Origin of the sequence: Microbacterium sp. (assembly GCF_052102115.1) — a bacterium.
Taxonomy (GTDB): Bacteria; Actinomycetota; Actinomycetes; order Actinomycetales; family Microbacteriaceae; genus Microbacterium.
The window spans coordinates 1-12,387 of sequence record NZ_JBQDVP010000037.1; the positions used below are offsets into that span (position 1 = coordinate 1).

The 12,387-nt window shown below is 67.5% G+C and carries 13 protein-coding genes; 3 read left to right on the forward strand and 10 right to left on the reverse strand.

Features of this window, described 5'->3' with window-relative positions; translation table 11 throughout:
* Positions 1–216, forward strand: a 216-nt coding sequence (locus tag ACTICP_RS11515) for an IS3 family transposase (RefSeq protein WP_441892500.1), incomplete at its 5' end; no start/stop codon positions are given.
* 248 nt (positions 217–464) lie between these two features.
* Here the strand turns inward: ACTICP_RS11515 and ACTICP_RS11520 are convergent.
* Positions 465–866: a Fur family transcriptional regulator gene (locus tag ACTICP_RS11520; RefSeq protein WP_101598236.1), complete on the reverse strand. Its 402-nt coding sequence runs from the start codon at positions 864–866 to the stop codon at positions 465–467.
* A gap of 86 nt (positions 867–952) precedes the next feature.
* Here ACTICP_RS11520 and ACTICP_RS11525 point away from each other — a divergent pair, with 86 nt between their 5' ends.
* Together ACTICP_RS11525 and ACTICP_RS11530 are read left to right on the forward strand one after the other, a co-directional pair.
* Complete coding sequence (locus ACTICP_RS11525) at positions 953–1,273, forward strand: ArsR/SmtB family transcription factor (RefSeq protein WP_096162323.1); 321 nt, start codon at positions 953–955, stop codon at positions 1,271–1,273.
* 2 nt (positions 1,274–1,275) lie between these two features.
* Positions 1,276–1,431: a zinc transporter permease gene (locus ACTICP_RS11530; protein WP_114319639.1), complete on the forward strand. Its 156-nt coding sequence runs from the start codon at positions 1,276–1,278 to the stop codon at positions 1,429–1,431.
* Between the two features lie 184 nt (positions 1,432–1,615).
* On the opposite strand, the gene ACTICP_RS11535 is transcribed toward ACTICP_RS11530, so the two are convergent.
* The 9 genes from ACTICP_RS11535 to ACTICP_RS11575 form a co-directional block, all read right to left on the reverse strand.
* Complete coding sequence (locus tag ACTICP_RS11535; RefSeq protein WP_441892503.1) at positions 1,616–2,509, reverse strand: YibE/F family protein; 894 nt, start codon at positions 2,507–2,509, stop codon at positions 1,616–1,618.
* A 555-nt stretch (positions 2,510–3,064) separates the two neighbouring features.
* Entirely contained in the window at positions 3,065–4,483 is a 1,419-nt protein-coding gene (locus tag ACTICP_RS11540) for an MFS transporter (RefSeq protein WP_096162320.1), read from the reverse strand.
* The gene (locus ACTICP_RS11545) at positions 4,480–5,958 is read right to left on the reverse strand and encodes an ATP-binding cassette domain-containing protein (RefSeq protein ID WP_096162319.1); all 1,479 of its coding nucleotides are present in this window, start codon (positions 5,956–5,958) and stop codon (positions 4,480–4,482) included. Before ACTICP_RS11545 ends, ACTICP_RS11540 begins: the two co-directional genes overlap by 4 nt.
* Entirely contained in the window at positions 5,955–6,788 is an 834-nt protein-coding gene (locus ACTICP_RS11550) for an energy-coupling factor transporter transmembrane component T (protein ID WP_441441214.1), read from the reverse strand. Before ACTICP_RS11550 ends, ACTICP_RS11545 begins: the two co-directional genes overlap by 4 nt.
* Positions 6,785–7,435 carry an MptD family putative ECF transporter S component gene (locus tag ACTICP_RS11555; RefSeq protein WP_441441215.1) on the reverse strand — a complete coding sequence of 217 codons (651 nt, stop codon included), beginning with the start codon at positions 7,433–7,435 and terminating at the stop codon, positions 6,785–6,787. Before ACTICP_RS11555 ends, ACTICP_RS11550 begins: the two co-directional genes overlap by 4 nt.
* A 16-nt stretch (positions 7,436–7,451) precedes the next feature.
* Positions 7,452–9,206: an ABC transporter ATP-binding protein gene (locus ACTICP_RS11560; RefSeq protein ID WP_101598569.1), complete on the reverse strand. Its 1,755-nt coding sequence runs from the start codon at positions 9,204–9,206 to the stop codon at positions 7,452–7,454.
* Entirely contained in the window at positions 9,203–11,026 is a 1,824-nt protein-coding gene (locus ACTICP_RS11565) for an ABC transporter ATP-binding protein (protein WP_441892506.1), read from the reverse strand. Before ACTICP_RS11565 ends, ACTICP_RS11560 begins: the two co-directional genes overlap by 4 nt.
* 188 nt (positions 11,027–11,214) lie before the next feature.
* Positions 11,215–12,024 (reverse strand): siderophore-interacting protein, encoded by an 810-nt coding sequence (locus ACTICP_RS11570; protein WP_226833643.1) that lies wholly within the window; start codon positions 12,022–12,024, stop codon positions 11,215–11,217.
* Between the two features lie 155 nt (positions 12,025–12,179).
* Complete coding sequence (locus ACTICP_RS11575; protein ID WP_165771806.1) at positions 12,180–12,335, reverse strand: hypothetical protein; 156 nt, start codon at positions 12,333–12,335, stop codon at positions 12,180–12,182.
* Positions 12,336–12,387 lie beyond the last annotated feature (52 nt).

The window sequence follows — 12,387 nt, forward strand, 5'->3', positions numbered from 1 at the left end:
GCCGGCGACAATGCCGCGATGGAATCGTTCTTCTCGCTACTGCAGAAGAACGTCCTGGACCGCAAGCGCTGGAGGACCCGGGAGGAGCTGCGGATCGCGATCATCACCTGGATAGAGAGGACCTACCACCGCCGTCGCCGGCAGGCTCGCCTGGGCCGATTGACCCCCATCGAATACGAGACCATCATGAACCCGGCCGTGAGCCTCGCGGCCTGACACCCCAACTGTCACCTAAACGTGCGGCAGCCCCCCACGATGCGAGGCAGCGCGGTCGAGCTCGGTCCCCGGGGCTGCGGCCGAACGACGCCCGCAGCCGGTACTCGCCACTGTGGTCAGTCTCCAAGTCCTGCGTTCCACGGCGATGGAGAAGCCGCCTTGAGCCGGGTCTGCCTCATTGGGATGCGACAAGTGTTCAACTGTGTCCGCCCGACGAGACGAATCGCCATGACTACCGCCCGCGCTGGTCAACCATTTTGGCATCGTGGGCAGCGGCCGTAGATCTCGATGCTGTGCCGGGTGACGGTGTAGCCGTGGTCGGCTGCGATGCGGGCGAACCAGCCCTCGTCGTCGGGGGTGACTTCGACGGCATTGCCGCAGTATTCGCATATCAGGTGGTGATGATGCCGGTCGGGTTGCCGACAAGTACGGAACAGCTGTTCGTCTCCGGTTGAGACGATGTCGGCCTCCCCCTCGTCTGCGAGGGCATTGAGCTGCCGATAGACCGTCGCCAGCGCGACCCGGCTCCCCTCGCCATCGAGGCGACGGTGCAGGTCCTGGGCCGAGACGAACCCTTCGGCGGAGGCGAGTGCCCGTCGGACGGCGTCCTTCTGCGCCGTGTTGCGCCTTGTCTTGCCCGCCTGCGTCATGTCGGAACTCCTGGACTCCTCGTGAGATCTGTTCTCATATACAATATCATATTGCAATACGTTGATATGAATGGTGTGATGGGGGCATGCACAAGGAAAACGGCCTCGATCGTGCGGCCCAGCTGTTCAAGGTACTCGGCAACGAGTCGCGCCTGTGGCTGGTCCGCGCGCTCGGCAACGAGCCGATGACTGTCGGCGCGCTCACCGACCTGACGGGCATGTCGCAGCCATTGGTGTCCCAGCACCTCAAGACGCTGCGCCAGACCGGCTTGGTCACGGCCAACCGACGGGGCAAGGCCGTGACCTACGGCCTTGCCGACGAGCACGTCGCCCACGTCGTCGCCGATGCCCTCGTGCATGTTCAAGAACCGGGCCCAGGCTCCGGGTCCCTTACAGAGAAGGAATGATCATGACCGACGCACACACCCTGGCCGAGCACACAGCAGCCGAGCACGCCCATGGCGAGGGCTGCGGGCACCAGTCCGTGGCCCACGGCGACCACGTCGACTACCTCCACGACGGCCACCGCCACGCAGTCCACGACGACCACTACGACGAGCACTGAGCCCTCGCTCGAGGGGCGTCGCCGACGCGCGTCGAAGTCCCGTGTTGGCGTTGAACGGCGCGGGTTCTCGACACCTCAGCGCCCGGTCATCATGACGGCCAGAGGCACCCCCGCGGTGGGGCGCATTCGGCCGGGGATCCATACCGAACAAGTGGCGTCCCCTATCTTCAGGTGCCTGCCCGTGTCAGCGGAGCCGCGGTCTGGCTCCGCTCGCCTCGTTAGTGGGCGACACGGCCGGGGGAAGGAGCCAGGCGGCGATCCACGTCGTCACAGGCACAGCCAGGACGAGGCCGATCCCGCTGGTGATGGTCCGGACCGCCTCGATGCTCAGGTCCTCCTGTGTGAGGACGTTCAGCATCGGCTGGTCGTAGAGGTAGAGCAGGATCAACACGCTCATGGCCGCACCGGCGTAGGCGAACACGATCGTGTAGATCGCCGAGGCGATGTGGTCCCGGCCGATCCGCATTGCCCGAACGGAGATCTCCCGCCGTGTCAGACCGGGAGCCGCAGCGCGCAGCTCCCACACCGATGAGGCTTGCGTGATCGTGACATCGTTGAGGACGCCCAATCCGGCGATGATGATGCCACAGGTCAGCAGGCCCCTGAAGTCGATCTCCGATGTCATCGAGGCGAGCACGTTCGAGGTCTCGTCGCCGAGGCCGCTGAGGCGGGTGGTGCTCACTGCGACTTGGGCGATGCCGGCCATGAGACCGATGCCAATGAGAGTGCCCAGCAGGGCAGCACTAGTGCGCATGGACACCCCATGAGCGAGGTACAGGACAACGACCATGATGGCGCTGGCCCCGACCAGGGCGATCGCAGTGCCCGAGCCTCCGGCGATCAAGGCGGGAAGGACGAAGTAGATCACCATCATCGCGCTGAAGCCCAGTGCGATGAGCGCGAGGAACCCGCGGAGCATGCCGACGGCTATGACGACGCCGATGAAGACGATCGCCAGGATGGCCAAAGGAACATTGCGGACCACACCGAGAACGCCATCGCTGCTGCGCTCGTTCTCGGTGACAGCCGAACCGAGGCCTCCCTCTTGGTCATCAGCAGCTGAGTCGGACAGGCTCATGAGCCGGAGCGTATCGTCGGGCCGAAGTCCCGAAGCCGTCAGCGAACCTCCCAATTGAACCGTGGTCCTCTCCCCCGCCCGGGCCCCGTCGAGAATGGTGACCTCGGCTATGTCACAGTGCTGGACCACTGATTGGCCCGAGAAGGCGGGATCGTCGCTGACGGCGCTTTGGTCCTCGCATTCACCCTCGTTGATCGCATCGATCCTCGCCGTTGGGTAGGTCATTCCCTCGACAGCGAACTGGTCCGCCAACGAGGCGTCGTCGACCGCGTCGCGGCTCGGCCATAGGAGCACCAGGCCGACGCCCGTTGAGAGGATCACTAGGGCGAGCACGGCCAGGACGATGCGTCGCGGGGCCAGGGCAGTCGGGACATTGCGGGCAGGTCGGGGCGGGTGAGAATGGGCCATTCAGTCTTCCGGTCGGCGAATCGACATACTTGCTTCGATCACATTCGATATATCATCGCTATGGCGATATCGAGAGTCATCGCTACTTCGCCAATGATACGTTCGCAGCTAGGTTATTTCCGTCCGCTGAAGTCACAGCCGAAGAAATCAATCGCGGAGGCTACCTCGCGAATTGTCCTCAGCGAGCTGCTGTACTTCGTCGCCCACCCATCTGCTGGCATCGGCCCGATCACCGTGGTCGGTCGTGGGATCGGTGCTGTTCATGCGTCCTCCGTGGTCGTCGTTCGGCTCTGGTTCGTGCTGATGCTCCGTCGGTGTAGCTGGCGGGGCCTCGACGGGTGCCGCGGGCAGGTGCCGGAAGCGAGAGTGGGTGAGGACGAAGACGGTCACGGCGGCCATGATCGCGGTGCCGACGATGACCGGCAGCGGCGGCCAGATCCCGTACAATGCTGTGCTCGCGGTGGGGGCGATGATGAAGGTCAGGCCCATGTTCGCCGCGCTGAGCCCGGCGAGTCCGCCCTGCTCGTCGCGGTCGACCAGCAGGCTCGGTCCGGCGGTGTAGCCGGGCATCGCCAGGCCGATGCCGAGCCCGATGATCCCGAGCGAGGCGAACAGCGCGACGGGTCCGATGTCCGGGATGAGGAGCAGGAATCCGGCTACGGCGACGCCGCCTCCTGCGCGCAGCAGGGTTGCCGGGCTCCAGCCGCTGCGCGGGACGATCACCGCCTGTGCCAGAACTGTGCCGGCTCCCGCGGCCAGCATCGCGGCACCGGTGAGGACGCCGGCCGTGCTGGCGTCGAGGCCGAGTCGGTCCTGGATGATGAACCCGGTAATGACCTGGATGAAACCGAGGGCGGTGAAGACGCCGAAACCGGCCAGTAGGAAGGGCCACACCCGCGAGTCCGTGGGCCGCACGCTGCGCGGGCGCTCGATGAGCGTGGTCCGCGGTTCTGGGCGCAGCCGTGCCGCGACGAGGACGAGACCTGCGGCGAGCATCGCCGGGACCACGACCAGTGGTGTGAGCAGCCCGAAGGCGGCCAGTAGGCCACCGACGATGGAGCCGCCGATCATGGCCACGCCTTGGACCGCCCCGACGCCGGCCATGCCCTTGACCCGGCTGGTCTCATCGGTGGTGACGTCGGCGATGTAGGCCTGCGCAGTGGGCGGGATCGCGGCAATGGCGACTCCGAATCCGATGCCACGCAGGATCACGAACAGGGCGAATAGCACGACCCCGGTGACCACGCCGGTCATGCCCAACCAGGAAACCAGAGCGAACGCTGCCGTCATGGCCACACCGAGTCCGAGGGCAGCGACCAGGACCGGCTTGCGGCCCCAGGACTGGGAGCGGCGGCCCCACAGTTGACTGGTGGTCACCAGCATCAGCGCCGCGGAGCTAATAGTCACCCCGACCTGCCACTCGGCCAGACCCACCTCCCGAGAGAGCGGGGCGATGATCGGGTTGAGCGTCATCTGCGCCAGGTAGACCAGGAACACGGCTGAGAGCACCAGCCGGATCTGCGGTGCGGGCGGTTGAAAGTGCGAGGTCGTGGGATCGGTGGTCATCGGGCGGCCTCCTGCCGTGTGGGTCCGAGGCCGGCAGCATTCTTCCGGGCCTCGGGCGGGGTGAGAGTCAGCTGCTGGTCGGCGGCCAACGAGAGCAGATCCTCGTCGTGGCTGATCAGCAGCACGACCGCGCCGGTCGCGGCGACCTGGCGGATCTGGTCGGAGATCGATTGCAGGTGGCGGCGATCGACGCCGGAGCTGGGCTCGTCGAAAACGACGATGCGTCGGCCGGCGACGCGCACGGCCGCGATGACGAGGCGCTGCTGCTGACCGCCGGACAGCGAAAGCGGGTGACGTTCGGTCAGGTGGGCGAGGTCGAGTGCGTCGAGGACCGCAGCCGTGTCGATGGCCTCTGTTGTGTCGGTGCCGGCGAGGTCGATCTCGGAGGCGATGGTGTCGGTGAACAGCTGGCGCTGCACGTCCTGCATGACGATCGCGCTGGCCCGTTGCCGGGCCCGCCGGCTCAGCTGCTTCCCGTCTAGCCGCACGGTGCCGGTGCTGCGCTGCAGTCCGGTCACGATCCGGGCCAGGGTGGTCTTCCCGGCACCGTTGACCCCGCGGACTGCAGTCACAGTGGACGCGGGGAAGGCGACGCGGTCGAGGTCGAGCACAGTCCGTCCGCCCAGGCGACACAGGATGCCCTCCAGTTCCAGCCCGCCGCTTCGCACCCGCCCGGCAGGGACGGGTGCGGCGGCACTGGCCCCGGCGACCGGCAGCGGGGGCAGCACCGCGGCGCTGACGTGGCCGCGCAGCCCCTCGCGGGAGAGGTCGGCATCGGTGACGGCCCTGAAGTCGGCGGCGGACCATTCGGTGTCGATGGTGCCCTCGGCCATGACGACGATCCGGTCGGCGAGGTCTTCCAGATAGCGCAGCCGGTGCTCGGCGACGACGATCGTGACGCCGTCCTCCTTGAGCCGGGCCAGCGTGGCGGCGAGGCGGTCGACCGCGTCGGCGGAGAGGTTGGCGCTGGGCTCGTCCAGCAGCAGGATCCGCGGCCGGTGGGCGGTGGCGGCGGCGATCGCGACCTGCTGCTGCTGCCCGCCGGACAGGCGTTGCAGGGACTGGTCGAGGGGCACCACTTCGGCCAGGCCGGCGAGGGCTGCAGCAACGCGGGTGCGGATGGTCTCGGGCGGGAAGCCGAGGTTCTCCATCGCGAAGGCGATCTCCTCAGCCGCGGTGTCGGCGAAGAACTGGCGGCGGGGGTGCTGCAGGACCGTGCCCGAGAGTGCGCCGAGGTCGTCGAGCTGCGCGGTGGCAGTGTCGATGCCGTCGACCGTGACGGTGCCGGTGAGCACTCCTTCGTCGTGGAAGTGTGGGACCAGGCCGTTCATCAGCCGCAGCGCGGTCGACTTGCCCGAGCCGGATGCCCCGCACACCACGACGCACTCCCCCGTCTTAACGTGCAGGTCGAAGCCCTGCAGACTTGGAACGTCGGCGTGCGGGTAGGTCCAGCTGACATCAGCAATGCCGATCATGCCAGCACCTGTGGCATCCAAACCGCGGCGGCCGCGAGGATTGCCACGGCGACGGCGAGGATGAGGTCGGGTACTCCGAACCGGGGCGGGACCATCGCCGTGGGCCGGCGGTGCGAGCCGAGCCCGCGCAGGATCGTAGCAGCGGAGAGGTCCTCGGTGGCGCGCAGGCTCGCGGCGATCATCGGGACGGTTAACCGTTCGATGCCCAGGACCGGGTGGCGTGCCAGGCCGCGGGCACCAACCAGGCCTCGTAGCCGCATCGCGTCCAGCACCGCGGCGGACTCGGATGCGACGACCGGGAAGACGCGCAGCATGACCGCGAGCGTCACCGACACCGCACGCGGCACCCGCCACGCCCGCAGCCCTGCGGCGAGCAGGGTCGGGGATGTCGTGGCGATCAAGTGCATCCCCAGCCCGATCGCCGCGGCGAAGCGGATCAGGTATGCACACGCTATGGCGGTGGTCGCGGTCAGCAGGTTCGGCCACCACAGCGGCAGGACCCAACCGAGAACCCACAGCGCGACGGCGACGGCGGGCAGTCCGACCGCCCTGACCCAGGACCGCTCCCACACAGCAAGGGTGGTGCCCAGAACGAGCACCGCTGGCACGAAACGTAACCCGCCCGAGCCCATCACCACCGCGCTGCAGAGAACCACCAGGACGATCTTCGTCCGCGGATCCAGACCCGGCCGGCGCGTCGGGGCCACGCCACCCTCTTCGAGATTCCCCCGCGCCGGTTTCCGGGCACCGGTGCTGACCGCGAGAGCAGCATCACCGTGGCCCCCGGATGTGTGCTCGGCCGTTCGCACTTCGACGTTGTCAGGTCTCATGCCAGTCCGGCTCTACGGAAGTGCTTGCGCAACAGCTTGGTTCCCAGCAGCGCACCGAGGAAGCCGCACACGATGGTAGCGGCGATCATCGCCAGGACGGCCGGGGCGGAGACGATCTGCTCGAAGGCCGCAAGGTAGCCATCGCCCATGCCCGACATGTGATCGGATCGGAGGTACTCGTCGGGGTTGGCGAAGAAGGGGATCCACGGGCCAATGAACCAGCAGGAAAAGACAGTGTAGGTCCAGATCGCCGCCCACGTGGAGCGGTATCTGCCGGCCCACAGGATCAGGTCGCCGAGCACGGACACCGCAATCATGACCAGCACCCCCTGCCAGGGATGGCCGATCATCAGGTTGAGTAGGCCGAGGACGATCCCGAACAGGGTCGTCATGCCGGGGTGGCGGGCCCTGGTGAGGAAGAGCATGTACGGGATGCCGGCGGCGATCGCGCTCAGCGGCAGGGTCAGCAGCATCACCAGCGGGCTGATGATCCCGAGCATCGCGATGGCGAAAGCGATGACGAAGTAGATGACCGCGAAAATCGCCACGCTGACCAGGTCGCGGGCGGAGAAGCGCACCGACAACGACGGGCGCGTCGCGCCCCCGGCAGGCATAGAAGTGGGCGGTTTCGGGGTGGTAGCAGGCATTGTTGGGCTTCTTCCGTCAGAGTCGGGGATGGGTGTGTGCGTCGGTGGGGGTCAGCTGCCAGCCGGTGGCGTCAACGCGTTCGGTCCAGTAACGGGCGTAGCTGCCGTGAGCGGCGAGCAGCTCGGTGTGCGTACCGGTCTCGCTGATGCTGCCGTCGCCTGCGAGCATGATGATCTTCTCGGCGGTCATAATCGTCTGCAACCGGTGAGCGACGACGATCAGCGTGCGGTCGGCACGGATCCTGTCGATCGCCTCGCCGATGGCGATCTCGTTGCCGACGTCGAGCGCGGAGGTGGCCTCATCCAGCAGCACGATCGGGGCGTCCTTGAGCAAGGCTCGGGCGATGGAGACCCGCTGCCGCTCCCCGCCGGAGAGGTTGGTCCCGCCCTCGCCGACCCGGGCGTCCCATCCGCCGGGCAGCCGGTAGGCGATCTCGTCCACCCGTGCCCGGCTGGCCGCGGCGATGACCTCCTCGCGGGTCATGTCGGGGTTGCCTAGCCACACGTTGTTCACGATGGTGTCGTCGAAGAGATAGACGTCCTGGGACACCGGTGCCACTGCTGCTTCGACTGTGGCAGTGCCGAGCTCGGGCAGCGGCACACCACCGATCGTCACGGTGCCCGACTCCGGATCGTAGAAGCGGGCAATGAGCTTGGTGATCGTCGTCTTGCCCGCCCCGGACGGACCGACGATAGCCGTCATACCCCCTGCCGGAGCATTGAACGACAGGTCCTGCAGCACCGGTTCGTCGCCATAGCCGAAGGTGACGTCCTCGAACCCGATGCCCCAGTCCGCGGGTTTCGCGGGCGTCTGCGGCTCGGGCAGGGCGGCCACGGCGGCGAGCCGGTCGAGCTGGTCCAGGGTGGTGCGGGCGACGGCGACGCCGCCGCCGAGGTCGCCGGCGGCGACGATGGGCTCGTTGAAGCGCACCCCGAGCACAAGCAACGCGATGAGCGTCGCGACGTCGACGGTGCCGCCGACGGCCAGATAGGCCCCGACGACCAGCAACAGCGTCAGCGAGAGCTGCACCAGCCCGGCGAAAGTCGCGATACCGGCTCCACCGGTGACGAGCAACCCCCGATAGGCGCGATGCTGGTTCTGTAGTGCGTCGGCGACCAGCCGGTCGGCGATCGACCCCTCGCCGGCCGTGCGCAGGGCCGGCTGCGCCCGGGCGAATTCGATCACCCGATTGGAGGCGTCGGTGACGGCCTCGGCGTGGACAACGTCACCGCGGCCGATCGCCCGCTGCAACCACCGGTACCCGAAAAGGATCACCGGCACCATCACCGTCATCGCCACAGCGAGCCGCCAGTCAAAGACATACATGCCCGCCAACACCGTGCCGGGCGTGATGAACCCGATCAGTATCTGGCGCAGGATCGCATAGGGCATATTGGAGACGAACATTGCGCCCTGCGTCGCGATCCCGGCCGCCAGGCCGGACCGGTCCTGACCGAACCACGCGACCGGCAGCTCGATCAGCCGGTCGCCGAGCCGCGTCAGCAGGGAGTCCAGCAGCGCGCCGCTAGCCTTCATCCCGATCTGGCTGGCGAACCACGTGGTGACCACGTATCCGGCACCCACGGCTGCCATGACGGTCAGCCACGACCATGCGGCATCGGTATCACCGCGCAGCAGCGCCTGCAGCAATGGGACGAGCAGGAGGAAGGCCGCCCCCTGCAGGACTGCGGTGGCGACGATGAACACCAATTCGGTGATCAGCAGGCGGCGGGCTCGCGGGGACGAGTAGTGCAGCAGGCGGCCAATCATGCCTGGGCTCCTTCCGGGAAAGTGCGGGTGTGGTTGTCCTGGTAGTCGGACCACATCCGGGCGTACTGGCCACCTGCGGCCACGAGCTGGGTGTGGGTGCCGGACTCGGCGATCCGCCCGTCGTCAAGGACGAGGATCTGGTCCGCGCCAGTGATGGTGTGCAGACGGTGGGCGACCACCAGCACCGTCCGGTCCGCAGCGAGTGTGGACAGGGCCCGTTGGATCGCAGCCTCCGAATCCGGGTCGGCGAAGGCAGTCGCTTCGTCGAGGACGAGCACGGGGGCGTCGGCGAGCAGGGCGCGGGCGATCGTCACCCGTTGAGCCTCCCCGCCGGAGAGGTTGGCGTCCTCGCCGACGACCGCGTCGTAGCCGCGCTCGAACCGTTCGATGCGGTCGTGGATCTGCGCGGCACGGGCGGCCGCCTCCACCTCCTCGGCGGCGGCGTCGGGCCGTGTCAGGCGGATGTTTTCCCGCAGGCTCGCCCGCAGCAGCTGCACATCCTGGAACACGAACCCTACCGACCGATACAGCTTGGCTGCCGGGACCTGGGCGACGTCGGCACCTCCGATCGCCACCGTGCCGGACTCAGCGTCGTAGAAGCGGGGCACGAGCTTGGCCAGCGTTGACTTCCCCGATCCGGACGCACCGACCAAGGCCGTCACGGTGCCCGGCGCGCAGGTCGCCGTGACCCCGTGCAGCACCCGGTGCTCACCGTCATAGCTGAAGGAGAGATTGTCGAAGACGACGCCGCGGCCCTGCGGGATGGATGGCTCGTCCGGCGGCGGCACGGGAGACAGGGCAAAGAACCCGGACAGCGAGGCCTGCGCCTTGGTGGCATCGCGCAGAAACTGGGCCGAGGAGCCCAGCTTCAACAGCGGGCCGGTCAGCCCGAGTCCCATCAGCAGCCCGGGCAGCACATCGATCGGGGCCGCGACTCCTGCACCCACGAGCCACAGGCCGGCCGCGAGCAGCCACACCAGGACGACCACCGGGGAGGTGATGATCTCGATGACGGTGAACATCGTCGCGGTCTCGCGGGTCCACTCGGCGACGAACCGGGAATACTGCTTCGTCTGGTCCCGGTAGCGGCGGTGGCTGCGGCCGACCTGGCCGAAGCGCTTGACCACCGCGATCCCGTGGACGAACTCGACGGTCGCCTCGGACAAAGCTGCGGTGGATTCGTCGTACTGCCGGTACTTCTCCGCCCCGCCGCGCATCAGCACCGGGTACAGGATCGCCGTGACCACCAATGGCACCAGAGCCGCCAGGGCCAGCTGCCACTGCACGACGAACAGGTAGACAAGACTCACCGCCGGCACCGTAACCGCGGTGACGACATCATGGATGGCGTGGGCCACCAGCTGGTGCAGCGCGTTGACGTCATTTTCCACCAGCTTGCGCACCGTTCCCGAGGCGCGACGATCGAACCACCCCAACGGCAACCGTCGCAGATGCCCCACGATGCGCCCCCGCAGCGAGTGCTGCAGCCGCGCATCCGCGAGATGGCTCACCAACCCAGAGGCGAACGCGGCCCCAAAACTCACGAACAACGCCACCACCGCCACGGCGACGATCAGCCACACCCGGCCGACGTCGATCCAGCCACCGGAGACCGCGGGCAGCAGCGTGCGGGCCAGCTCGACGATCGCGATAAACGGGACCACGCCGGTGACCGCGCCAAGCACGCTCAGCCCGATGATCCCGGCGAGACTGCCGCGCACCGGCGCGAAGAAACCTTGCTCCACCGACGCCTCCGTTGGCGTCTTCGGTTCTGCCCGCGTCACGGAGACGGGGTCATCGAGTCGCTGCGCCACGCGCACCACCTTTCCTTTACTGCACTTGAGAATTACTTACCATGAAACAATATCCAAGTGCACCGCTGCTCACACAGAGCGGCGAGGCGCTGCTGCTTGGTCTGCAATCTTGGACTGTCCGACGCCGCTCACACTCACGGGCCGTCGTCACGGATATTTGTGCCGTCGCATCCATGCTCGTGGTCGTTTGGGGTTCACGAGGATCGTCCCTCCTTCCAATAGCCGACGAAGGTGATGTTGCGCTTGGGCACCGCCCTGGCCTTGACGAGGTGTCGGCGGGCCCCCGTCACCAGCGCACTCTCCCCGGCGGCGAAGACATAGGGCTGGCCGACGGGGAACTCCAGGTCTTCCAGGGCCGGCAGGACCCAGGCCCCAGGGGATTGGCCGGCCCCACGGACCAGCCAGCGGACATCCATGCCCGCAGGGGCCTGAGCGGATTGGATGTCGGCCTCATCAAGGACCTCGATCAGGGCGTGCCCAGTGGTCTCTCGCGGCAGGTCACGCAGGATCCCGGCAACGGCCGGGAGAGCGGATTCGTCGGCCACCAACAGCGTCCGGTCGGCGGGAACGGGGGCAAAGCCCCGCCCCTGGTCGATAAACGCGACCGGGGCACCGGACTCGACGGTCCGCGCCCACGGCCCGGCGACGCCCTCGTCGCCGTGGACAACGAAGTCAATGTCCACCTCGGGACCGTCCCGGGCTGCGGCGCGGAACTGACGGAACGTGTAGTTGCGGATCACCGGGCGGGTTCCCTTAGGCAGCCGCAGGTACTTCAGATATCCCGTCAGGTTGAACGCGGCCGGTAGCCTGCCGAGCTGCTGCCCGCCGTGAACGGGCAGCGCCAGCCGGCACCAGTGGTCGAAGCCCAGGAACTCGAAGCCTGCCAAGTCCGCCCCACCCAGGGTCACCCGCATTATATTCGGCGAGACCTGTCTTCGACCGAGAACCTCGGCCTGATAGAGCGCCGAGGCGTCGTGGTCGATACGGATATTGGTCATGAGCATGTCTCTCTTCCTGCTCGTGGACCGGCCGAGAGGCGAGCCCAATCGCTACAACTTTAGCACACTAAGGTAAGCCTCACCTCAATGCACTGATTCGGTTGGGTGCCGGTGGCATCCGCATACGGGCCGGGGCGCGTCGTGGACCGGACGGCACTGCTTTAGCCGCGCACATCTGCCTGCGCCGCCGCAGGCAGGTGATTGAGGCAGGGGTGTACGAAGATGAAGACCGTGATGGTGGCCATGATCGCGTTGCCGACGATGACCAGCAGCGCGCCAAAGCCCGTACAGCACCGTGCTCCCGTGGGGGTGGTCACGGGGCGACAGTGACGTTCAGGTCCACGTAGGCGGCACTGAAGTCGATGGTCG